This is a genomic window from Streptomyces sp. NPDC101234, assembly GCF_044767525.1.
GTDB lineage: Bacteria > Actinomycetota > Actinomycetes > Streptomycetales > Streptomycetaceae > Streptomyces > Streptomyces sasae.
The window spans coordinates 23,523-46,704 of record NZ_JBIWOA010000054.1 but is presented as its reverse complement, the minus strand read 5'-3'; the positions used below and the strand labels follow the sequence as shown (position 1 = coordinate 46,704).

13 protein-coding genes and 3 pseudogenes are annotated in these 23,182 nt (G+C 65.5%); 7 read left to right on the top strand and 9 right to left on the bottom strand.

Annotated elements, in window-relative coordinates:
- Positions 1 to 40 precede the first annotated feature (40 nt).
- The 6 genes and pseudogenes from ACIRR9_RS51060 to ACIRR9_RS51035 form a co-directional block, all read right to left on the bottom strand.
- Positions 41 to 549: pseudogene (locus ACIRR9_RS51060) on the bottom strand (IS3 family transposase); the annotation flags it as partial.
- A gap of 83 nt (positions 550 to 632) precedes the next feature.
- Positions 633 to 778 (bottom strand): annotated as a pseudogene (locus ACIRR9_RS51055) (transposase); the annotation flags it as partial.
- Positions 779 to 1,309: 531 nt separating this feature from the next.
- On the bottom strand, positions 1,310 to 1,666 hold the full coding sequence (locus ACIRR9_RS51050; protein ID WP_403767393.1) for a hypothetical protein: 357 nt from the start codon (positions 1,664 to 1,666) through the stop codon (positions 1,310 to 1,312).
- Positions 1,667 to 1,837: 171 nt separating this feature from the next.
- Complete coding sequence (locus ACIRR9_RS51045; RefSeq protein ID WP_403767390.1) at positions 1,838 to 2,248, bottom strand: hypothetical protein; 411 nt, start codon at positions 2,246 to 2,248, stop codon at positions 1,838 to 1,840.
- A 31-nt stretch (positions 2,249 to 2,279) separates the two neighbouring features.
- On the bottom strand, positions 2,280 to 8,825 hold the full coding sequence (locus ACIRR9_RS51040) for an RHS repeat domain-containing protein (protein WP_403767387.1): 6,546 nt from the start codon (positions 8,823 to 8,825) through the stop codon (positions 2,280 to 2,282).
- A 193-nt stretch (positions 8,826 to 9,018) separates the two neighbouring features.
- Positions 9,019 to 12,471: a LamG domain-containing protein gene (locus ACIRR9_RS51035; protein ID WP_403767384.1), complete on the bottom strand. Its 3,453-nt coding sequence runs from the start codon at positions 12,469 to 12,471 to the stop codon at positions 9,019 to 9,021.
- 436 nt (positions 12,472 to 12,907) lie between these two features.
- On the opposite strand from ACIRR9_RS51035, the gene ACIRR9_RS51030 reads away from it, so the two are divergent.
- The 3 genes from ACIRR9_RS51030 (at position 12,908) to ACIRR9_RS51020 (ending at position 13,881) form a co-directional block, all read left to right on the top strand.
- Positions 12,908 to 13,087 (top strand): hypothetical protein, encoded by a 180-nt coding sequence (locus tag ACIRR9_RS51030; protein ID WP_403767381.1) that lies wholly within the window; start codon positions 12,908 to 12,910, stop codon positions 13,085 to 13,087.
- Between the two features lie 111 nt (positions 13,088 to 13,198).
- Entirely contained in the window at positions 13,199 to 13,348 is a 150-nt protein-coding gene (locus tag ACIRR9_RS51025) for a hypothetical protein (protein ID WP_403767378.1), read from the top strand.
- Positions 13,345 to 13,881: a hypothetical protein gene (locus tag ACIRR9_RS51020; RefSeq protein WP_403767376.1), complete on the top strand. Its 537-nt coding sequence runs from the start codon at positions 13,345 to 13,347 to the stop codon at positions 13,879 to 13,881. The genes ACIRR9_RS51025 and ACIRR9_RS51020 overlap by 4 nt, the downstream gene beginning before the upstream one ends.
- 422 nt (positions 13,882 to 14,303) lie before the next feature.
- On the opposite strand, the gene ACIRR9_RS51015 is transcribed toward ACIRR9_RS51020, so the two are convergent.
- The 3 genes from ACIRR9_RS51015 to ACIRR9_RS51005 all read right to left on the bottom strand — a co-directional run bounded on the left by ACIRR9_RS51015 (position 14,304) and on the right by ACIRR9_RS51005 (position 17,584).
- Positions 14,304 to 14,648, bottom strand: a complete 345-nt coding sequence (locus tag ACIRR9_RS51015) for a hypothetical protein (protein ID WP_403767373.1) — start codon at positions 14,646 to 14,648, stop codon at positions 14,304 to 14,306.
- Positions 14,649 to 14,666: 18 nt separating this feature from the next.
- The gene (locus ACIRR9_RS51010) at positions 14,667 to 15,977 is read right to left on the bottom strand and encodes a recombinase family protein (protein ID WP_403767370.1); all 1,311 of its coding nucleotides are present in this window, start codon (positions 15,975 to 15,977) and stop codon (positions 14,667 to 14,669) included.
- 512 nt (positions 15,978 to 16,489) lie between these two features.
- Positions 16,490 to 17,584: a tyrosine-type recombinase/integrase gene (locus ACIRR9_RS51005; protein WP_403767367.1), complete on the bottom strand. Its 1,095-nt coding sequence runs from the start codon at positions 17,582 to 17,584 to the stop codon at positions 16,490 to 16,492.
- Positions 17,585 to 17,679: 95 nt separating this feature from the next.
- Here ACIRR9_RS51005 and ACIRR9_RS51000 point away from each other — a divergent pair.
- The 4 genes and pseudogenes from ACIRR9_RS51000 to ACIRR9_RS50985 all read left to right on the top strand — a co-directional run.
- Positions 17,680 to 17,865: pseudogene (locus tag ACIRR9_RS51000) on the top strand (tetratricopeptide repeat protein); the annotation flags it as partial.
- A gap of 35 nt (positions 17,866 to 17,900) precedes the next feature.
- Positions 17,901 to 18,401 (top strand): NUDIX domain-containing protein, encoded by a 501-nt coding sequence (locus ACIRR9_RS50995; RefSeq protein ID WP_403767365.1) that lies wholly within the window; start codon positions 17,901 to 17,903, stop codon positions 18,399 to 18,401.
- 182 nt (positions 18,402 to 18,583) lie between these two features.
- Complete coding sequence (locus ACIRR9_RS50990; protein WP_403767362.1) at positions 18,584 to 22,054, top strand: hypothetical protein; 3,471 nt, start codon at positions 18,584 to 18,586, stop codon at positions 22,052 to 22,054.
- Complete coding sequence (locus ACIRR9_RS50985; RefSeq protein ID WP_403767359.1) at positions 22,054 to 22,989, top strand: hypothetical protein; 936 nt, start codon at positions 22,054 to 22,056, stop codon at positions 22,987 to 22,989. Before ACIRR9_RS50990 ends, ACIRR9_RS50985 begins: the two co-directional genes overlap by 1 nt.
- Positions 22,990 to 23,182 lie beyond the last annotated feature (193 nt).

The following is a 23,182-nucleotide window of genomic DNA, read 5'->3' as shown; positions in this document are numbered from 1 at the left end:
CTGTGGGGGCCGGAGGGTGAGACTCCCTCCGGCTACCCGACCCGACGTACTTGACGTTCGGCGCGCTCGCGGTGAAGTCGCGCCGGAACAGGTCCGGCACGGGCGTGGCGGACGGTTCGGGGACGGTGGTGAACTGGCGCTTGCGCAGCCGCAGCCCGGCGATGCCGTACTTGCGCATGACCCGTCCGACGCGCTTGTGGTTCACGCGCTCACCATCGTCGCGCAGCTCGGCGGTGATCCGGGGCCGGCCGTAGGTGACGTCCCACTCGGTGTGCACGGCCCTGATCCGCTCGGCGAGCGCGGCGTCCGCCCGCTCGCGCGCGGCGCGGGCCTTCCGGCCGGCCCGCCATTTGTAGAAGCTGGAGCGGGCGACCTCCAACACGTGACACAACCGCTTCACGCCCCAGGCGCGGTGGTGGTCCTCAATGAACTTGAAGCGGTTCACCAGTTCATCTCGGTGGCGAAAAACTTCGTCGCCTTGCGGAGAATGTCCCGTTCGGTGGCCAGCGTCACGTTCTGCTTGCGGAGGTCCTTGTTCTCCGCGCGCAGGGCCGCTATCTCGGCCTCCAGCTCTTCCTTCGTGGCCTCGCTCACCGGGACGTCCTTCGTGCTCTTGATCATGGCGCCGTTCTGGCCGCGGCGGGCCCGCTCAGTTGCGCAGCGTCTCCCGGCTGATCCCCAGGTCCTTGCCGATGCCCTCGAAGGTATGGCTCGGATCCGACAGGTACAGCGCGACAGCGTCCGCCTTGAACTCGGGCGAGTAGACCTTCATCACCATAAGAGATCCCTCCTCCCCGGCCCCTGCCGGGGCCGGGCTCAGAGGTGTCCACCCCTCGGGGACAGGTCCCTGGATCCAGGAAGCCGTCAATGCCCGCCGCCTGGAGCTGCTGCTGGCCGACCCGGCCACCGCCCCGCACTCGGGCGGGGTACTGGTAGTCGACGACTCCGGCGCCTCGTGAGGATGCCGAACCGGCCGCCGGCACATCCTGAACGCTTTGCCTTTCCGGGGCAGGCGTACAGGACGCGCTGCTGAAGGTGCCTTGGGGAACGAGGTCCCGGCTGGAGAAGGTGGTGGCGAGGCGTGATCCTCACCGGCCTCACCCTCTGACCTGCCACGGGCAGGACACCACGGCCGGAGCCCGCTGTGTGGGGGCTCCGGCCGTGGTGTGTTCAGAGCTGGCGGCTCTGGTGATGCTCGACACAGTCAGCCATGTCCAGCCGTCGGTACAGCCAGTCACTCGTCAGGGCGATAGCGAGGGTGCCTGAGCCAAGATGCCATGCAACTCCTTGCAGCAGCGTGCGCCTCGCGTCACCGGGTGGCTTCGGCGTTCACACGAGTGATTCTCGCACCGGGAATGTCCAGGGCCTGAACGATCCTCTCGGCGGTCTCGGGGGAGTAGAGCCCCTTGGTCGCGCTCAGTACGAATCCGGGCTCGACGGGATGGTGCACCTGTCGCAGCAGTAGGAACGCCTCCCCTTCCGCCGGTGAGAAGGCGAAGCAGAACCACTCCGCGAAGTCGTCGCTGGTGATTTCCGGCGAACCCCATCGCTCCTCCAGCGCCGCGCACTCGACATCGACCTGGACGAGCCACCGGATGTCACGCGGACTGACGTCCCCTTCGGCAATCCGCTGCAGACCTGTCGGGCCCGACTCCCGTTGATCCATATCTACCGCACCTCCTTGACGGTGATCGGGATGTCGGCCCATTCACCGCCGTCCTGAACGAACGAGCGAGCGAGTCCTGGTCCTCACTGGCCTCGCCCTCTGAGACCGACACCGAGAACGGCCGCAGCCCACTGTGCAGGGGCTGCGGCCGTGGTGCGTCCGTGGTGCGACTCAGACCTGGTTGTTCTGTCTGAGCTCGATCAGACGGCGGTCGACTGCGGCCACCTCCTCACGGGTGAGGACCGGCGGAACCCACTGCCGGGCCGCGCCGTGGGATAGGAACTCCTCCGGCAGCCCGATCCCGTAGTGCTCCACGTAGTCAGCCGCATCAAGCCGCCAGAAGAACCGTCCGTCGCTCATGATGGCGGTGCCGCCGGACCGGGAGAACTTGTTGCCCAGAACGTCCTCCGAGAATCCCATCAGCGCGATGACGGGAGTACCGGAGCGCAGATACCCGGCAATCTGTGCCCGCTCCCCGACGGGAATCTCACCCGTCCGCTGCCGGAGTTCCTCGGCGATCTCCGAGAAGGCGGACTGGCTTGCAATCCTCCCGAATATCCCCAGGGGGGCGATGTTCGTCATAGAGATGTCCCTTCCGCTCGCATCCTATGTGTCACCGCGAACCCACCGGAACCGGTGCGCCCAGGGGGCCGTCCGGCCACTCACGCACGGTGCCCGTGGTGGGGTCGAGATCCACCTGGTGCTTGCTCGCGCCGGTGACCTTGACACCCAGGGCTTCCGCAAGTTCTTCCGCAGAACCGCAGGCGGCGTGGCAGGAAACGATCTGAATGGGGCCTCCCCTGTAGTGCGGGTTCTCCCGGACGAGCTGGGCTATCTGCTCAGGGTGAGTGATGAGGCCGTCGACGCGAAAATTACCCGCCTCGTCGCCGTGGACAATCACGTCGTGGCCGTTGGTTCCGGTCGACCGCACGAAATTCTGGATCGTGTTGGCGTCGTCCCCGATGGCCGTCGCGGTCTCGCTGTACCGGACCTTGCTGCCCGCCCAGGTGAACGAGGCTCCGGCTCCGGCGCCCACGGTCAGGCTGCCGCCGGAGGCGCCACCGGTCGCCATCTCGGCGATTTCCGCGGCACAGACCGGAGCCGTGGCCAGGCATCCCTCGCCCACCGCGACGGCCACCGGTGCGGCGACCACGGCCACCGCCACGGCCGAGACGACCCCCAGGACGACCTTTTGCCAGGTTGCCAGTTTCCCTGTGTCAGGCAGGTCGTGGGCTTTCGGGTCGTAGTTGGGGTTGGTTCCCATGGCCCAGCAGGATTTGCATGTCCATCCTTCCTTCTCCTGGGGCTTCGGGTCGGGCCCCTTCCTGAACACGATCTGCGCCGACTTGTGGCCCGCGGCCGTGTGGACGATGACCGTCATGGTGCCGGATCCGGTGCCGCCGCCCGCCTTCTGGTACTGGAAGGTCTGGGTGTATTGCTTCGTGGTCTGGTAGACCCAGGTCCCGTTCGGACCCATGGTCATGTAGTCGTGGTAGCTGCCGCCCTTGCCGTCACTGCACCCACGGTCGCAGGCCGTGATGGGCCGCAGACCCGTCGGGTCGGACTTGGTTACGGGGGTGTTGTTGGCGTAGGCGTATCCGTTCAGCGACTCGTGGTCGTCCGGGGCCAGGACCGGGTCGACCGACAGGAAACGTCCGGTGGCCGGGTCGTACTCGCGGGCGCCGACGTGGGTCAGGCCTGTGTCACCGTCGGCGGGCTTGCCGAGGAAGCCCTTGTCGTCCGGCCAGGCGGAGGGTGTCGTGCCGCGTGCCTCGCCGAACGGTTTGGTGTAGCGGCGGGTGACGGCCTGCGTCACGGCGTCGACCGTCATCGAGGCGGTGCCGTGGTGGTCGTCGACCATCCAGGACAGGCCGGACTCGGTACGGACCGCCGTAGCGTCGCCTGCCGGGTAGTAGCGCTGAGCCGTGAACTTCTTCGCGACCGTGTCGTAGTGGAGTTCCTGACCGGCCAGGTAGAGCACAGTCTTCGCCGCGCCGCGACGGATCAGGAGCTCACCGTTGGCGTCGTACAGGTAGTCGGTGGTCCTGGTGCCTTCGGTGAGGCGGGTGAGCTCTCCTTCGATGTCCCAATCGAGACTTTGCGCCGTGCCCGTGGTGCCATACCGCTTGGTGGTGTTGCCCTGCTCGTCGTACTCGTACGACTTCGCTGCGGCGGTGCCCACCGTGACGGAGGTCATCGTGTGGGGCTGGCCGGTGCCGTCGGCCTTGACCGTCGGATAACCGTAGGCGGTCGTGGTGTTACCGGCGGCCTTGTGCTCGATCTGGGTGTCGCGCAGGCCGCCGGGCTTGTAGGTCCAGCTGGTCCAGTACGGGGCCGGGCCGCCGAGCGCGGACGCCGAACGGGCGGTGGCGCAGTCGTTGGACGACGGGGTCCACGCTTCGGTGAGACGGCGGTAGCCGTCGTAGGCGAAGCACTGGGCGTCCTTGCCGCCTGTCTTGTCCGTGATCGATTTGATGTTGCCGGTGGCGTCGTAGACGTAGTCGACGTCGCTGGTGTAGCCGGTGTTGGTCTGGTCGACCGTGTGGGTGTTGGCCAGGCGGCGGGTGCCGTCCTCGTACTGGTTGAGGATCTGGAGCTGCTTGGCACCTGTGGAGGTGCCCAGGCGGGTCTCCTCGATCTCGCCGTATGGGGAGTAGCCGATGTTCTGGACGTAGTCCGTCATGCCGTCGGTGCCGGTGAGCATGCCGAGGCCGTTGTAGCTGTTGGTGACGGTCTCGGCGGCCAGGCCGGCCACTGCGGGCATCGAGGTGGACTGGACGGTGCCGTCGATGTTGTAGGTGGTGGAGGTGGTGAAGGTCTGCGGCGCGCCGGCGACGACCAGGGGGTCGGTGGCGGCGATGACGGTCTTGGTGCCCTTGGGGCGGCCGAGGGCGTCGTAGCCGGTGGCGACCTGGGAGTAGATCTTGCCGGTGGTGCCGCCGACGTAGCGGATCGCGGCGGTCGGCTGTCCCTTGGCCAGGGTGTCGTAGGTGAACTTGGTCAGCTGGTGGGCGTTGTCCTTCGTGCCGTCCCAGGTGCCGGTCTTGCGGCCGAGTTCGTCGTGGTCGGTGATCAGGGTCCGGGAGACGCCCTTGAGGGTGGATGCGACCGTCAGCGGCTGGTCGGCGTCGTTGTAGGTGGTGTCGATCTTGCCCTTGTCCGGGTCGGTCGAGGTGGTCTTGCGGCCGCGCAGGTCGTAGCCGTACGTCCAGACCGCCCCGTCCGGGCCCGTCAGCTTCTTGAGCTGCCCGCCGGGCGTGTACTCGTACAGCGTGCGCGTGTAGTCGCTGCCCGTGGGGGCGGGGCCGCCGTACTCGCGGCGTTCGGTGACCCGGCCGCGGGCGTCGGTGATCGTCAGAGTGCCGGTGCCCCCTGCGGCGGCGGTGACGGCGGTGCGGTCTCCCTGGTCGTCGGTCTTGGTGCGCCACTTCTCCTGGTCGTAGACCCGGAAGATCGATTCGGTGGCGCGGCCGGCGGCGTCGTAGACCGTCTCGGTGGAGGCGGGGACGGAGCCGGGGAAGGTGTTGGCCAGGGTGCCCGATGGGGCGTTGTTGTCGTGGACCTGGGCGTTGGAGATGTAGGCCAGGCCGCGGTCGTCGTAGAGGGTCTCGGAGATCACCCGGCCGCCGTCCGGCGCGGGGACCTGCTTCTGGCGGGAGCGCAGCAGGCCGTCGAAGATCTCGTACGAGCTGTTGTAGGTCTTGCCGTCGGCCTTGAGGGCGTCGGTGCGGACCCAGGTCTCCTTGTCGTTGTTGATGCTGTACGCGTAGACGATGCTCTCGGCGTCGCCGAGCGTGCGCGAACGGTCCGGCTTCCAGACCGACTTGAGACGGCCGAGGGCATCGAAGGCCCACTCGGTGACGTTGCCGTTGGGATCGGTGGTCTTGGTGGCCGCGCCCCAGGCGGGATCAACCTCGGTGGTGGAGGTGAAGAGCTTGGGGGACGGAGATGTGGTGGTCTTGGACGTCAGTGGACCGTAGCCGGTGTCGTCGGGGACGTAGGCGGTCGTGACCGTCTGGTTGAGGGCGTTGGTCGCGGTGAGCGGGCGGCCCAGCTTGTCATAGGTGGAGGCGGAGACCTGCTGGTAGACGGGTGCCTTGGTCACCGGGTCGTAGCTGGCGACCCGGTAGGAGGCGGTGATCTCGCCCTTGGTGGGCGCCGTCCCGACGACCTGACCGTCATATGCCGTGGTGACGTCGGAGATGACGTCGTCGGGGACGGTCGGGGTGGTCGCGCAGGGTACCGAGTAGGTCTCGGTGCGCGAGACCGTGTTCACCAGCCAGGCTGTGGTGTTGCGGGCGTAGCTGGTCTTCACACACGTCTCGTCGCCGCTCTTGCCTGCGTCGCCGCTGTCCTCGACGGTGATCGGCATGCCGTACGTGGGGTCGTATGTGGTCTTCTGGGTGACCGTACGGGTACCGGTGGAGGTCTTGGTGCGGGTGGCGGTCTCGCTCGCCTGGACGATCCAGGAGTCGGTGGTGCCCCAGCTGTAGGTGTGGCTGCCGGTCTTGCGGGACCAGGGGGTGTTGATCGTGCCGCTGAGTTCGTCGGTGCCGTTGTAGACGATGGTCTCGCGGACGAAGCCGGACAGCTGGCGGGAGTCGTCGATCGCGGTGCCGGTGGAGTCGGTGACCTTCTCCACACGGGCGGTGCCGTCGAGTTCCTTCTCACCGTTCAGACCGCGCATGTAGAGCGTGGACTTCTTGGACCGCGGGCCCTCGGAGTCGCCGGAGGTCTCGACGACCTTGCCGTAGCCGCGCCACTGCGACCAGGTGCGGTTGGAGGCCTTGGTCAGGCCCTCGTCGTCGGCGTAGCCCCAGCCGGCGCCGCCCTGGTAGTCGTAGTACTTCTCGCCGGTGTCGCCGTGGCCGTAGGGGTCGTCCTGGAAGGTGGACGTGACGACGTACTTGTGGAACCAGTCGGTGACCGGGGTCGCCCCGGACTGGGACCACTTGACCGGGTAGCAGCGGCGGGTGTTCTTGTCGATGTCCGCCGGCATGCTGCTGCCCCAGATGCAGTCCGGGTCGGAGTAGTTGACAGTGATGGTCGAGCCGGTTTCTGACTTGATGGTGCGCACACGCCACTTGATGTAGCGCAAGGTGTCCGGGCCGCTGCCCTCGACGTGGTTGGACAGCTGCATGCCGCCGAAGACGACCGGCGGCATGGCGGCCGCGATGGTGTTGGCCTTGCCGGTGTTCTGAATGGACTTCAGCCACAGGCTCGCCGAAGAGGCGTCACCGGTGTCGGGGAAGTCCTGGTCCAGATGCCAGGCGTCCACGTCCCGCTGAGCGGTGCCGCTGCCCGTCCATACCGAGGTGGTGACATCGGTGAGACGCTTGCGGGTGAAGAAGGCCGGGCCAATCTGGGTGGTGCACTTGGTGCTCGCGGCGCAGATCATGTCGAAGGGCACGTCGGGCCAGTTGGCCTTGGTGTCCTTGGTCAGGCTGGAGCACGAGGTCAGGCAGCGCTCGGCGTAGGTGAAGCGGACCTGCTGGGCCGCGGGCTTGCTGTAGACCAGGTCGCTGCGCAGGCCGTAGTCGATGCGGTTGAGGTAGCCGCCGCGGGTGTAGCCGGTGCCGTTGACCGTGGTGTCGGCGTTCTTGGAGTAGTAGTTCGTCTCCTTGGTGTACCAGTACGAGGACGCGTTGCCGTGCGGGTCGACGACGTAATCGAGGTTCCACCGCCAGGCCTGGTCGCAGGAGGAGTCGGCGAAACCGGTGGACTTGTAGCACGGCTCGCCCGCGTTGTTGCCGAAGACCGGGACGGTCCACACGGAGTTGGTGACCGGGTCGTCGTCAGCCGTGTCGGTGGTTCCCTTGTCGCTCCACCCGGGCAGCCGGTGCTTGCCGAAGAAGTACTGGATGCCGGACGCGTCCGTGACCTTCCAGTACTCGGTGTTGTCGTCGCCGTTGCCGGTGGCCCCGGTCAGGTGCTCGACGCGGGTGCCGTCCTCGTTCTTCGCCTTCCAACTGCCGCCAGATGCCTGGGAGAGGGCGGCGGTGTCACAGGCCGCCTTGTCGGCACAGGTGTTGACGAGTTCGACGGCCTTGCCGTTGAGGACGAGGGTGGCGTTGGCGTACTTCCAGCACTGGTCGCCCTTGCCGGTCTGGCCATCTTCCTTGCACGAGGCGTACTTGCGCTCGATGTAGGACTCGGTGAGGGAGAAGCCCTCGCCGATCACCGAGGTCTGGTTGTTCTCACCGGCCGTACGACCGTCCACCGAACCGGAGTTGTAGGAGATGGACAGGTTCGGGGACGGTCCGGCCGTGGCCGGGGGAACCCGCAACGGGTAGTTCCACGTGAAGTCCCCCGTGCTACCGCCGGCTTCCCAGGTCGCGCTCGGAGACAGGGAGGTGGCGCCGTAGTCGCCTCCGCCGCCCGAGCTGTCGGCCGCCGCCGCGAGCAGCGTCGGGGTGCCGGCCTTCAAAGTGCTGGCGGAGACGGTACCCGTCAGAGTCTGGGCCTGTGCGTTGTTGTCCGCGCCCTTGACCGGAGTCTGGGTGCGGCAGGCCTTCTTCGCCGGGGTGGTCAGCGCACACGCCGGGAGCGTCACCAGGTGCAGGCGGGGGCCGAAGTTGCCTCCGTACACGTCGGAGAAGGAGGAGTAGTCCAGGGAGACGCGGAGCCTGTCGGTGTCACCGGCGGACTTTCCGGACCTGGCGCCCGCCGGGTCGACGGTGAGCAGGACGCCGTTGACACCGGCCTTCTTCGCCGCTGATGGGGGGTGTACGCGGAGCGCCACTTTCTCGGCCGGGCCGGTGGCCTTCACACCGGATCTGGTCTTCGTCCCTGTCTTCGCAACGGGCGCCTGGGCCAGCTTTACGTCGAGTCCACCGACGGCGACCGAGGTCCTGCTCGTCGCCGGGACGTCGGCGGTGGCTCTTCCGCCCTTCGGCCACGCGGCCTTCTTCAGCCGTTCACGCGTCTTGCGGGAGGCGGGGGCGGCCTTGTCCTTCGGTGCCTTGGACACGCCGGGTCTGAGCACGCCCACCTTGTCGGTCTTCGCCTCGGGCTGGTCCTCCAACGGCTTGCGGGCCGTCGAAGGCTGGGCCTGTGCAGCGAAGTCGTAGCCCGAGGGGACGGCGACCTGTGGCAGGACGGCGAGGGAAAGAACCAACGCGCCACGGCCGAGCCAGCGGCGTACGACAGCTCCTGGCAAGGGTGGGCGGAAGGGTGATGAGGACAATGATTTCCCCGTTTCCTGGGTAGAGGCAGAGTCGCTCGGGGGACAACTGGTCACCCGAGGACGCCGGGTCTCGACGGCGCGTCGGTGAAAGTGCGCAGGGGCGTGAGCAGATCAGCGCATGGTGGGTCAAGGGCGGCCGCGGAGACCCGCCCTTGACCCCTGGTCGTTACCGCTGTTCGGTGTTGCGCCGGTTGGCGATGGTGTCGGTGGAGGTGGCGCCGGCCCAGACGCGGACGCTGTCGATCGTTCCGGGGAAGTAGCGCGCGGCGGCGCCGTCGATCTTCGCCCGGCCGATCTCGAACGCTCCGAAGCCCTGCCAGGGGGCCGAGAACGCGATGCCGTCCTCGTCGCCCATCAGCGCGCTGTCGACGTAGAGCTTGAGCCCGCCGAGCTGGGAGGTGTCGTTGGGGTTTGCCGCCGCCTGAGCGTCGTAGACGACTGTCAGCATGACGGGGACGCCCAGCTGGGTCCTTTTGACCGCGGTGGAACCGCTCGTCGTCCAGTCCGCCCCGGTGCCGTCCTTGTCGGGACGGCCGAACGTCCACCGGCCGTCGGAGCTGCCGACGGGCTGCTCGTACCAGACGCCCCAGGAGGACTGGCTCGTCCCCGACTGGCCGAACACCTGCACCGCGTACGACTTGCTGGTGTCGGTGAACTTCGCGGGATCGAGCGTGACCCAGGCGGTCGCGGTGAACGAACCGGAATCGTCGACGACCGGACCGGTCGCGCCAGCGTACGCGCTGGTGCCGTTCAGGCTCATCGTCTGGGTGGTGGTGACCTCTTCACCGATGTCCGGGTCGCCCGTGGTGATCTGGGTGAGCGCGGCACCGTTGAGGGTGAGGTTGCGGCCGAAGCCGCTGGTGTCCTTGACCGTGGTGCCGGTCGCGTTCGCCAGGTCCGTGGCATCCCACTTGGCGACAAGGGCGGGAACCGGGTCGCCGGCGGTGCCGTCGCTCAGGTCCTCGTCCTCCAGCCAGGCCTCGTGGGCGACCTCGGTGTCCGCGAGTGCGCGGGACCAGACCTTGACCTCGTCGATGGTCCCGGAGAAGTACTCCTTGCCGGTTGCGGCGTGCCACAGCCGTCCGACCTGGAGGTTGCCGGACGCCTTCCACGGGGTGACCGGGAACGGCACCGGCGTGGTCTGCGGGACGCCGTTGACGTAGAGCTGGATGGTGTTCGCCGCCGCGTCGTAGACGCCCGTCAGGTGCGTCCAGGCGTTGAGGACCGGCGGCCTGGTGCCGATCGAGCGGGTGATCGCCGGTTCGACGACGTCCGTCTGGTGGCGGTTGAAGATCCAGGCGTTGTAGGCGGTCGAGTAGTACAGCTGGAAGCCGGAGGCGTTCGTGCCGGCCTGCGACAGGACGGTGTAGTTGACGTCCTTCTTCGTCAGGCGCGCCCAGGCCGAGACGGTGAAGGACTTGGTGGTGTCCAGCACCGCGCCGGAGGTGGCCAGGTAGGCGCTCGTGCCGTTGAACTTCCCCGCTCCGGAACCGCTGCGCGCCAGGGTGTCCCACGTGCTACCCGAACCGGTCAGCGGATGCTGAGTGGCTTCCGTGGAATCGGTGAGGGCGTTGTCCAGGTGCCAGATCCCGGCAGGCTTCTCGGCGCCCTTCACCAGGAAGCTGTAGTAGCCGGTCTGGGAGCTGTGTTTCGCCGCGTCGTAGGCGAAGACCTGGAGGGTGTTCTCACCGGCCTGGTTCGGCGGGATGGACTGGGTGGTGGAGCCGCCCTTGGGCACGGGGATCGGATCGGAGAGTTTGCCGCTGTTCAGCTTCCACTGATAGCTGACGACGTCCGACTGGACCCCGGCCGCGACCGGGTCACTGTCCCCGGGGGTGAAAGTGAACTTGCCGGGCGTGCCCACGCCGCCCGCGGCAGGGTCGGTCTCGGCCGGCTTGTAGTCGGTGCTTGTCACCACCGGAGGCGGCGGCGAGTCGGTGTCGACCCGGAAGTAGCACCAGGATGACCAGTCCGAGTCCAGGACGCCCGTGTCACCCCGGTCCGTCTTGTAGTAGGCCTGCGTCTTGACCCGCATCCGGTAGTCCGCCTGCGGCGTCAGCGCACTGGTGGTCGCGTCGCGCGCCGCGTTGTCGGCCACCCAGGCGGCGTCCGGCGAAGCCGCGTACCAGGCGCGGGAGGAGCCGTCGGCCTTCCACACCTCGAACAGGGCGCGCAACTGCGCGTTGGAGCCGTCCGCGGACTGCACCGTGGCCAGCATCTTCGGCTTGGTGGCGCTGGTGACGAAGGCAGAGGCGGAGGCGTTGCAGACCTGCCCGATGTTGCCCTGCTGCACGCCGTACGAGGTCGGCTTGTCCGGGTAGGACACGTAGGTCACCGACAGCTTCGCGTCGTTGCGGAACCGCGCCCAGGCTCCCGCGTCGGACTCGTCGTGCGCGGTCAGCGAGAACGTGATCTGCGGATCCTTGTCCGCGGCGGCCGAGGCGAGGGTGGGAGTCAGGTTCTCGTTCGTCTCCACGCCCACGTGGTCGCTGAAGCGCACCCAGTTCGCCGGCTGCGACGGGCTGCACAGCGAGCCCCGCCCGTAGGCCACGTTCCGGTCGCCCATCAGGTCATCCGCGGTGGGTCGGCTCGACCACGTGGTGCTGGAGGAGATGCCCTTGGTGACATGGCTCAGGTCGTACCAGTGCGGATCACAGGTGAACGTCCAGACCTGGTACACCTCCAGCATCGCGTCCAGGACCTTCTTGCCGTGGATCGACGACAACGGGTACTCGAAGTACATGCGCTGGGTGTACGGGGTGTTCGAGCAGAGGTAGCCGGCGTAGTTGGAGCAGCGCCCCACACCTTTGTCCCCGTCGAACTTCCAGTACTTCGTGCCGTTGGAGGCCAACGCCGTCCAGTCACCCAGCACGACGCCCTTGGTCGGAGGATCGATGTACAGCGGGAAGACAGTGTCCTCACCATGCAGCAGCACCGGATCCGGCGTGATCTCCAGGGTCGTCCCGGTGACCTTCAACGGCAGCTCAGCCTTCGCGTCACCGCTGCCGGGGCCCTCCGAAGGCGCCGGCTCGCCACCGGCCTCCGGTAGCGGAGTCGTCTCCGTCGCCTTCGGCTCCGTCACAGCGGCAGCGCGGGCGAGTTGGGTCGTGACGCCGGCCGCAGCGAAGTCCGCGGTGTCACCGGCCGAGTCCCACATCCGCCCCGCCGGACTCTCGAAGACCGGCGAGCCGTCACCGTCGCGCGCGACGAAACCCCCGTCGGCCGTCGGCGCGATATCCAGACCGCTGGCGGAGACGGACATGCTGATCGTGGCCAGTGCCGGATTCTTCGCCGCCTCCGCGGTCTTCACCACGAGCACCGACGTGTAACCGGAGTTAAGAGCCGTCAGTTTCAGGTCGACGTCCGGGAGAACCCCGGCATAGGTGACAGTGCTGCCGTCAATCCGGGGCTCGGGAATCGCGGTGAGCCAGCCGAACCGCAACTCATGCCCCTCGTCCCCCAGAGTGACCAGCCCGGCACCGCTGCCGCCGCCCGAGAAGGTAAGTTCGGCCGTCGTGTTCCTCGCCCTGATAGAACCGTCAGCGTCACGCACGAGGGTGGTGTCGATGGAGGCCCAACTGCCGTCGTCCTTGCGGGCACGCACCGGAGCCGCGTTCATCTCCTGAGTGAACGTTCCGTCCGGATTGGCGAACACCTGGGACGACTCAGTGGTCCTCACATCCACCGCGACCCGCTCGCCGGTCTTCGCCGCGAGCGCACTCGCCTGCGACTCGGCGGTCCTGTCAGTCGCTGCCGAGAAGCTACCTTCACCAGCGAGTGACGGAGCCGCCTCGGCTCCGAGTACCGGAACCGTGCCTCCCAGGAGAGTGATGACTACGGTCCCCACTCGTATCGCGTGACGCCAGCCTCGCCACCGTTCTCGCACGAACGCCCCCCACCATTCTCTTAACTTTTCCTTACCGAAAGCTGTGGGAATCATGTGTGGATCTTGGGTGGCGGTCAATAGTGTCATCCGTCACGTTGCCCTTGTCACGCTATGGGGTAAGGGACATCATTGCGGCTGCCGAATATTTCGTCCGCCCAGGTCAGGCGGCGTGCCGGTACTCGTGGATCACTCCGGCGAGCTGGTCTCGGCGATGTATGTCCAGACGGGAGATGCGGCCGGGATCGGTGATTGGTTCGGGGACCGCGCGAAGTGGTGCGGCCTGGTTCATCGCTTGATGGGGCCGGTGGGCGTTGTGGTGTATCTCGAACTGGCGAAGGGCGTGGCGTAGGTGGCGCTCGCCTCGCAGTACGAGCACAACGAGGCGCTCCGCCTGGTACGGGGCGTCGTAGTCGTAGTTCCAGGTCAGCCCCTGAGGGTCGGAAGGAGCCTCCCAGTCGTTGTGTACGTGAAGGTGGTCACCGCCCCGTCGACGTCCTTGCGGATGACCTTCGGCTACATGTACCTCAGAGCGGGAGTCAACTCGTGCCACAACAAGTGGGAGCGCCGCGCCAATTACAGGGACGGGAACTACCTCCAGTGCATCCATTGACCCAGTCCCGGGAACGACCTCTGTGGCCCTTCGTGCTGGTGGGGTCTGTGGTCGTCCTGGCGATCCTTGCTGCAGTCGGTACCTGGGTGTACGGCGTCTACAGCATGTCCGACCCGGTACCCCCGGCGCTCGGCGCCCGCGTCGAAGGAAAGGCGATCGTCGTCAAGTTTCCCGTCTGCCCCACCGACGTGATCCGTCGTGTGGAGGTCACGGACTTCCACGACGACAAGACCGCGCACCCGCACGTGCTGTGGTGGGCCTCCAACCCCACGACACCGTCGGCCAGGAACGGGGCTGTAACGCTCTGGTCCGGCGATGGATTTGAGCGTCATGCCCCACAACCGGCCCAGTCCGCGATACCCCGCGATCTGGTGTTGGGGTACCTGGACCCGTCCGGTGGAGGGCTGGACGGGGTCTTCACACCGCGCACGGTGTCCGCGGCGAAGCTGAAGCCCGGGCAGTACTGGACTCGCAGCGGTGCCAGAACCGCCGCCCAGATCGACGCCCAACTTGGCTGCCACAGGAGCAAATAACAAAAGTCAGAAGTAACTCGTATTGAGATAGCGGGCAACTCTGACCCGCCCGAGCCAAGAGTGTGCCGCGCTACGCGCGGTACCCTCGCCCGTTGTGAAATGACCTTTCATCCAGGCGGTGCAGCAGCAGCGGGCTGAGGGGCGGTACCTGAACCGTTACAAGAAGTGCGAGCCGTTGGAAAACCCGGCGTGCATGCCGGGCGCGATCTCCCAGCCGTTACCCAGGCGAATCTGGCGTCGACGGTCTGCCGCATGGGTAACCCCCCAAGGGTGTACACGAGGTGAGCAGTGTCGTGCTGGTGGCGCAGCCGTGACTCTGACACAGAATGTCGGGCGAGGTTCACGATTGGCTCCCAAAGCGCAGCCCCGCTTGCGCTACCACAAACGTATCGTCAGCGGTCAACTCGCCCCTCGGACACTCGCTATAGCGATACGCGTGAGGGTCTCGACCTAACGGTCGCGGCCCTACCTGCGTGTTCGTAACTGATCGTGATCCCGAGGGCTTCGTAGAGTGGGTTCTTCTTCTCTGCGTCGACGGTCTGCACGCGTTGTGCGATGTCTCCGAGTCTCTCAGTGATCTCCCGGATCTGGTCGGCGCTGAGGGGGGTTTCCTTCTTTCGAGTGGCGGCAGGTGGCGTGTCGAGCTTCTTGCGTGCTGCCTCCTTGTCCGCCTGCGCCTCGTTGATCCATTGAGTGACGACGGCGGGGTCGGCGCCGGCTTCGAGGGCGGCCTGGTAGCGGGCGAGACGCCGCTCGCACTCTTTCACCGTCTTGCGGGCCTGAGCCTACTCCGGCGTGAGCGCCTCGGCAGCGTGCGCTGCCGCGCTGGCTTGGGCGAGTGCGGTGAGGGTGGCGGTGAGCCGGTCGGGGGCGAAGGCTTTCGCGATCCACAGGTCCAGAGCCCGGCACACCACGTCCTCCCGGAGGTAGACGGTCCGGGGGTGATCCAGGCCGGGGTGGAGGGACTGCTCCTGTTCCTTGAACTCGCAGCGGTAGTAGACGGTGGTGCGGATTGTCGCGGGCTGCATCTTGCGTCCGCACGTTGCACATCGCACGCGTCCGCGCAGTGCGTACGCTCGTTGCCCCTGCTGTTGTCGGCCGGGGCGTTCGAGGCGCTGTGGCATGCGGGCGCGCTGCTGGCGGATCTTCTTGACGGTGTCGAAGAGCTGGGTGGTGACGATGGCTTCGTGAGCGGTGTCATTGGACCAGACCCACTGTTCGGCCGGGTTGTGTGTCATGCGGGTGCGGTGGCCGAGGGTGACGTCGTCGATGTCGTAGAGGTGCTCCTCCTTGCGCTGTTTGTTCCAGATCTCGTAGCCGGTGTAGCGGGGGTTGGTGAGGATCGCTCTGACGGCTCCGGCCTGCCATGCGGTCTTCTTGCGGTGGGGGTTGCGGGGCGCGTCATGGGCGGAGGGGCAGGGGATGCCTTCTCGGGTGAGCTGGGCGGCGATGGCTTTGTCGCTCATGCCGTCGATGTACATCTGGAAGATCCGGGCCACGGTGGGGGCTGCGGTGGGGTCGGGTTCCAGGCGGTGGATCCGCTGTCCTGCCGCGGCTTTGGCCGGGTTCGGGTGCGGCCCCGCGTCGCCGATCAGGTACCCGTACGGGGGGCGTCCGCCGAGGTAGCGGCCTTGGAGCTGGGCCTGGGAGCTCATGGCGGTCCGGACCCGGATCTTGATGCGGTTGCGTTCGCCCTTGCTCATGCCGCCGAAGACGGACATGACGAGGTCGTGGGCCTCGTTGTCGGGGTCGATGGGGCCGCCGATCTCCGGGACCCACAGGGGGATGCGGAAGTGGACGAAGACGGGGAAGGTGTTGCCGAACTGGTTGCCGTAGAAGGTGCGCTGTGGCTCGCCGATCACGACGGCGTCGAATCCGCGGTTGGGGTTGCGGAGGGCTTGGAGGAGTTCGTTGGCGCGGGGGCGGCGCTGCCAGGGCAGGGAGCGGCTGTGGCCGATGTCGAAGTACTCGGTGACGATCTGGCCCCCGGCGGGTTCGATCAGGGCTCGGGCGCGGGTGAGCTGCCAGTTTCTGGAGGCCTCGGGGTCTTGGAGGTCCTCGGTGGAGCAGCGGCCGGCGAAGGCGAAACGGATCACGTGCGCTGAGACTCCCAGTGCGGGCGCGCGGGGTGGTGCGCGCTGCGGGTGTTGTGTGGCGTTCTGTCGTACCTCGAATGGGGGAGAAGAGCCAGCGGTCGCCCGCGTCTCTCGGTCAGTCGTTGCCGGGCTCGGGGTGCTGCTGGCTCGAATCCGCGATCAGGATGCGAAGGAGCTGCAGGAGGGTGGCAGCGACGGACTCGGTCACCTCGGGTGGCTCCTCGGGGAGGGCCACCCGGGCCTGCCCCGGGGTGCCCGGACCCGGGTGCTGCTCGGATGGGGACTGGGGGTATGTGTAGTTGGGCACCGGTGCCTGAGAACCGGTTTGTGCTTGCATGTCCCCTATAGAGATATCGCACGACAGGTTTGCCGTCCTTTGGCGGCCAAGGGCTTGGTGGCGGCCAGGTCGGCGGCCGAGGACTGCGTCAAGGGCGAGGCATGGATGGAAGATCGGGTAGCGCTACGTGATGCAGGGCGGAACGTGGTGGAGTTCCGGTTCAACGTCTAAGCGATCACCAGAAGGCCGTCTGACCTGCGGCGGAGTGGGTTGGGCGGCCTAGCGATCCGCAGGGAGTCCGCAGGACTGCCAACTCCGGCCAACGCGACCGGCGTCGTTGCGCTGCTTCGGCGGTCGGGATATCACCCTGGTCCGCGTCGTTGTCGGCTCCGTAGGCGCGGTCCACGGCGGCGCGGGTCCGCTCCTCGGAGTCGGGCCAGAGGTGGGTGTAGATGTTCAGCGTCATCGCGGCATTGGTATGACCGAGCTGCTCGGAGATGGTCTGCACCGACTCGCCGTTCTTGATCAGCAGACTGGCGTAGTGGTGCCGGAGGGCATGGGGACCAGTGCCCTTCGGTATGCCGGCCTTCTGGCAGGCGGGCCGCCATGCACCGTCCATGAAGTGGGCGTAGACAACCGGGCCGCCCTCAGGAGCGGTGAACAGCCAGCCCCCGGGCTCGCTGACGGGAAAGCCCTGTAGATGCGTCTTGAGAGCCCGGACGGCCATCTTCGGCAGGGGCACGGTGCGATACGACCGTGCGGTTTTCGGTGGCCCGACGTAGACGCCGTGCTTGGCCGCCTGCTGGATCTGCTGCTCCACGGTGACCGCCGCGTGCAGCAGGTCGACGTGCCGGAGTTGAAGGCCGAAGAGCTCGCCAGGGCGGAGGCCGGTAGCGGCGCCCAGCAGGACGAGGCCCCGGTAGCGAGGAGAGATCGCCGCTGCCAACTCGCGGACATAGTCGACCGACAGCGGCACGACGCGCTTGCGTGGCACCGGTGACAACTTCGCGTCCGAGCAGGGGTTTTCGGGGACCATGCGGTCCCGGACCGCCGCGCGGAAAACCGCGTTGACCGTGTTGAACACGGTTCGCGCGGTGCTGGCCGCCAGGCCGTGGGTCGTCGTCAGCCCGGTCACCCAGCCCTGGACGTCGCCCGGCTTGATCGCGCCCAGCGCCCGCTTCTCCCATGTCGGATACACGTAGCAACGCAGATGCTGGGCAACGGCTTTGGCCGTTGAGGGGCGGTGCGGCTGGCGAGCCCGCCATTCCTCCGCGTAGTCCTTGAAGGGCTTCTTGGCCGATCGCGGGTCCACGTACTGGCCGGTGACCATGCTGGCCGTGACCTCGTCGAGCCAGCGCTGGGCGTCGATCTTGCGGTCGAAGTGGCGGGCGTGCTCCTTGCCGTCGAGGTCCCGGTATCGGGCGCGCCACTTGCCGTTGGGGCGAGGCCGTCGCTGCCTGGTCCCAGGCCCTGACCCTCATGGAGGGCATGACCTCCGACCGCACCCGCAAGGCGATCACATGGCTCCGCTCCACCCTCTCCGTCTACCAGCGCCGCAAAGTGCCCGGAGCCGCCGAACTCGCCCGCCGCGCACGCGAAACACTGGCCTAAGCTGCCCACCAACCGGCCGACGAAGGGACACAACCGTGGCTCAGCGGACAACCGACTATCAGCCCAAGGCCCTCAAACCCGCGCTCGAATCCATGACCCTGCTGGTCGCAGCCGTCATCGTCCACGACCAGGCCACCAACCGCGTCGTCCTCCTCCAGCGCAGCCAGGACGCCAAGTTCGCCCAGGGCATGTGGGACCTCCCCGTCGGCAAGAGCGAACCCGGCGAACCCATCACCGAAACCGCGGTACGCGAGCTATACGAGGAGACCGGTCTGACCGTGAAGCCGGAGTCCCTGAGGGTCGCCCACATCATCCACGGCGCCTGGGGCGTCGAAGCCCCCAACGGCTTCCTCACCGTCGTCTTTGCCGCGCATGAGTGGACTGGCGAACCCGAAAACCGGGAACCTCGCAAGCACGCCCAGGTCCGGTGGGCCGATGCCGACGCCATTCCCGAGAACTTCGTGGACACCACAGCCAGCGCCCTCCACCGCTACCTTGCCGACGGACCTCAGGTGTCGTTGGACGGCTGGACGTAGACGCCAACTCTGAGAGGAGCATTGGTGTCGTCGTCGGCTTGGAACCTCTGGCCGAAGTCCTACCGCAGTCGGAGGCATCGACTGCCGACCATCCTGGCAACTTGCGGATCTGTCGAATCGCAACCGAGTCCATCCAAATATCCTTATGCTGGCTAGGCTTCGTATCACTCGTGAGGAGAGACATGACCGCCCACTACGAGGATCTGATTAACCGCCTCGAGCAGGGGCCAGGCTTTCTTCTCCTCGGACAGAAGTACCTACGCTTGGAGAGCGGCGAGGACCCACTGGTCGGGCCCGTCTCGCGAGCCGGGGGCGTGACCGCCGATCCCATCGACTCGTATCAGCTTCTGCTGCGCATCCCCCGTGAACGGAGAGAGGCCGCCATTGCTGCCCTCTCCAAGTCTGCCGCCGAACTCGATGCACCAGCATGGCTCCGCGTAGTTGTCAGTCTGCCGTGGAACGGGGTGTTCAGTACAGCGGTTGACTCACTGTTTCTGCGCGCCCTGCGAAGCGAATGGCGCCAGGTTCAACCCGTTGCCTCGTCCTCCTATCGGCCCTCTGCCCCCAGGAGTACTCGTCAGGTCCAAGCCGTACTGCTCTTTGGAGGTGCCGACCAGCCCCCCGAGAACCAACCTCCGACCAACCGTCTTGAACTTGGTGCACGCAAATCGGAGGCACGCGCTCTCGCTCAGCGCCTCCCCGACGAGCTGATCACTCCGCGTGGTGTACTGGTAATCGAAGCCTGGGGCGTCAATGACTGGTTCAGTTCCGAAGATCTATACGGAGTTTTGCACCGCCTGGGCCGCGGGCAGGCGCATCTATTCTCGGCGACTTCTGCGGAGCTCGAAGACGAGTACATCGCGGCAGCGGTGGAGGAGGGAACGCTCGTCACGCACGCTGAAGACTTCGCGAGTTATATCGAGGGGGCAAGACGCCGTGGACGGTTGACTGACCTTCAACGCTTCGAATCCGACGGCCACCAGATCCGCCATGGCAGGGAGCTGCACACGGTCCCCAGGGACATTTGGAACGCCGTGGCATCGTTTGGTCAGCCGATCGATGTGAACCTCCTAACGGCCCCACCGGCCCAATCACAAGAGCTGCGCTACCTTCGGTTCAGAGAATTCCTCGGGGCAACCGAATCATCGAATATCTGGTCAGCAATCGGCAGTGGTCTCCAATTCCAGAGGGAGTTTGAGACGGTCCTGCGTAACCGAGTTGAGGCAGCGCTGTCGAGCAGAGGGCTTTTGGAGCGTCCTCTCCTGCTTTGGGGGCAGACAGGAAGTGGAAAGACAATCGCTCTAGCCTCTCTAGCGCACTCTATCGCTCGCCAGGGGCAGCATGCAGTTCTTCATATCGCGCGACGGGCAAATCGTCCCTCATTTGAAGCGATCGACTCTTTCTGCGAATGGGTCGAGAAGGTCTCTATCCCGGGAACCCTGCTGGTCTGGGATGGAATGGTCGACCCTGATGAATACTTCAAATTGGCTAAGTACCTAGACTCCCGAGGGCGCAGGGCCGTACTGGTTGGCAGCTGCTATCGGACTAGTGACCTTAAAAAGACCCGGCAAATCATCGAGGCTCCCGCATCATTGACCGGCAGCGAGATGCGGAGGTTTTCACTCTATCTTGAATCCCTGGGGATCACCATTCCCGGCCGAGATAAAAAACTGATTCAAAAGGACAGTACCTTCCTGTCCGCTCTTTATCGACTTCTTCCGGAAAGTCGGGGTCCTGTCAGTGGTGGCCTGGTGCTCGAACTCAGGCACACAGAGTCGACCCTGATCTCTGCCGTCCGTAAGTCACCCGACTATAAGCCGCCAACTGCGATGGCAGCAGCTCTGGCCAAGGCTGGCCTTGTCGATAATCTAGAAATTGCATTGCGTGAAATTGGGGAGACGTCTGAAGCGTCGGTTTACCGGGGTCCTTACGAGCGTCTAGTCAATATTGTGCTCGTAGCCTCACGGCATGGACAGTCCATCCCGCTAGAACTCGCCCTCCGTGTCGTCGGACGCGAAGGTGTACGTAACCTCCCGCAACTCCTGGGGAAGGTCGATCTTATTCGATGGATCGAGGGCGCCGACGGCAATTACATGCTGTCGGCTCGAAACGAACTTGAAGCGCAAATCCTGGTCGCCGAAGAGCAGATCAGTGATGAGTCTGAGATTAAGGCGATTGCGGAGGTTCTCTCGGAAATTCGTCCTGACAGCACGTCATTTGGCGGCGCTGAGGTTCAATTCGCGGTGGACTTGCTGAATCGTATCGGACCACAGGGGGAACAGGAGGAACGCTACGCTCGGCATTTCCTCCGCATGGCAGATGCAATCGCACATGCTAACGGAGCCAGTGTCGTATTTAATCCGCGACTGGCGCTGTTGGAAACGAACCTCTGCCGAGAGTGGGTCAAATTTGCTCAGCGTAAGCGACTTCCCAATGCAGAGCAACGGGTTCAGATCCTGGAGCGAGCCGAGGGTGTTGTCGACGAGGCTCTGACAACCCTCCCACCCTCGTCACGCACTGGTGTACGCGCCAATCTGATGGTGGAGCAGGCCAGTGTTGCCGGCGCGAAAATTTACGAACTGCTGCGTAGTGGTCCCGAAGGGTCTGTTCCGTCGCCACTGCCCTTCGATAGGGTTAGCGAGCTTGTAAGCCGCGTTCTCCGAATCACGGCAGATTCGATGCGGGTGTCGACTGATAAATATTACCCGATGGATGTCCTGTGCTGGGTCACCATCGATGTGTTCGATAAGAAAGCCCTAAGGTCGAATGAAGCAACTAGATTGCTCGCCGAATGTATTTCGCGGCTGCTGCTTATAGATGTTGCCGACCTCAGCCCGAAACAAGAAGCAAAGTATAATGCGCGCTTCGCGGATATAGCAGGTATCGCACGTGACGACAGGGTCGCTGACGAGCGGCTGCAGGAGTTGGCAAAGCATGACGAGCCCCTTGCTGCCTATTTGTACGCGCTCCGAGTGAGCGGCCTCATTCGGAACGCGCCTGAGCCCTCCGGTATCGTGGCTGCACTAAAGCACCTGCAGGCGCATAGCGCGGCCGTGAACGACCCTCGCTGCCTCCGACTGCTTGTGGACCTTTTCTGGCTAGCCAAGACCGGTCACCGGTTTATGGAGGGGGAGCGACTCACCCTGCCGCTCACTCATGCAGACTGGACTGAATGCCTCGATCTGGCCGGCAGGCTCCAAGCTGCAGATGAACTGTCGTTGCTGCGCGTTGAGTTCATGCGCGCCCTCGCGCTATTCCACCTGGACCAGGTAGCTGCGGCGTTCGCTGCCTTCCGCAAGGCTGAACAGCAGTCGTACTCGTATCGTCGGCGTGTTGTTGCCATGTACGTGGCCAGTAACTCTTCGGGTAGCCCGCAGAGATTTCACCCCGTGGTCCGTCGTGTGGATCTGGACCAGCGCAAGGGGCTTTGCTGGGTTGAGGAGTTGGCTCGTGAAGTAGCCTTCCAGCCTTATGACTTCGGTGTCACTGATCCGTCTCAGGGGCTGGCCCTGCCTGATGCCTATGTGACTTTCAACCTTCGAGGGCCCCTGCTTGAACCGGCACGCCAACCAGGTGACAGGCGAGGCCCCAATATCATCTCCCGTAACGATGTCCCCCTGCCGTCAGACGAGGCGGGATCGGTGGAGGACTGATGAGCATCGGCAATCAGACAGTCGCGGCACATGGACCGCTCACTATTCTTGCTGAACTCGACGGCCGTAAAACCGAGTTGGAGATGTTGTGTGATGCCCTGACGTCCTGTCCGGCTGGCGACACGGTCACGGCACCGCGCCCGGTCCTGTCTAGCCCTCAACATGGCTTTGTCACCACGACTATCTGGCTCAGTTCTTGGTTGGACGAGGCATGGAGGACGAGCATGAAATACCTCCTGGCTCAGGCCAGGAGGGTGAATATAGACCCTGCCGAGGCTGAGAAATTCAAGCATGTACTCGGACGGCTTCGCACGTTCTTCGCGCATAACTTGGATCCCGCAACTACTCGCGACCGAGAGACCCGTGACACCTGCTACGACTGGTTCAGGGATGCCTGTGGATCGCGGGTTCCAGGTGATGGACAATGGCAACAGTGTTTGGAGGTCTTGCTTGGGTCGGCCCTTCGCTACCTGATGATGGCAATCGAAGTTGCTCGAGCCATCGAGCAGCATCCTGACAGCAAGTCCTTGTCCAATCTGTGGAAGGACCGACTCAGCCGCACGGACGTTGTGGTCGACTATCTGGGCTCTTTGCAGAGAGCGGCTGGTGATCTGGGCTGTGACGGCCTCAACCTGCACCAGGTGCGGGACCGATACAGCAAACGCTGGGCCGAAGCCCTGTCTCTGGTCCCGGCAACCGCCGACATCGAGGAGGTGACCACCCGTCATATGGAGCAGACGCTCATTGCCGAGACTGGCCGTCTGTTGCCCATCACAGCTGCAGACGTCATGGAGCGGCTTGCGCTCCAGCCGGGTGAGTCGGTAGAGGTGGCGCTGCGCCTAGCTCAGGTTCTTTACAGCTTGCATCCGGCTCTGGACCGCAGGTCTCTGCTCGATATCTTGGCGATTAACTGGGAGCAACTCCAGGCGCAGTAGTGGCACCGCCGACTATTTCCTGGTCATCCCAGTTTTGTGCGTGAGCGTCGCGTGAGCGGACCCTATGGCATCAGTTGGACTCGGTGGCATTGAGGCAGCCATCAAAGCTTGTTGACCTGGAGAAACACGACGCGGAGGTACGCCCCGGCACCACCCGTCACGATCTTGCAGGCCCTCGTAATGCGTAGGTGTC

What these genes read in the sequence shown, in the direction of transcription:
- ACIRR9_RS51050 (WP_403767393.1), bottom strand. Translation starts at nt 1,666, where the DNA reads ATGGATCAACGGGAGTCGGGCCCGACAGGTCTGCAGCGGATTGCCGAA.
- ACIRR9_RS51045 (WP_403767390.1), bottom strand. Translation starts at nt 2,248, where the DNA reads ATGACGAACATCGCCCCCCTGGGGATATTCGGGAGGATTGCAAGCCAG.
- ACIRR9_RS51035 (WP_403767384.1), bottom strand. Translation starts at nt 12,471, where the DNA reads ATGAACGCGGCTCCGGTGCGTGCCCGCAAGGACGACGGCAGTTGGGCC.
- ACIRR9_RS51005 (WP_403767367.1), bottom strand. Translation starts at nt 17,584, where the DNA reads ATGGTCACCGGCCAGTACGTGGACCCGCGATCGGCCAAGAAGCCCTTC.
- ACIRR9_RS50990 (WP_403767362.1), top strand. Translation starts at nt 18,584, where the DNA reads ATGACCGCCCACTACGAGGATCTGATTAACCGCCTCGAGCAGGGGCCA.
- ACIRR9_RS50985 (WP_403767359.1), top strand. Translation starts at nt 22,054, where the DNA reads ATGAGCATCGGCAATCAGACAGTCGCGGCACATGGACCGCTCACTATT.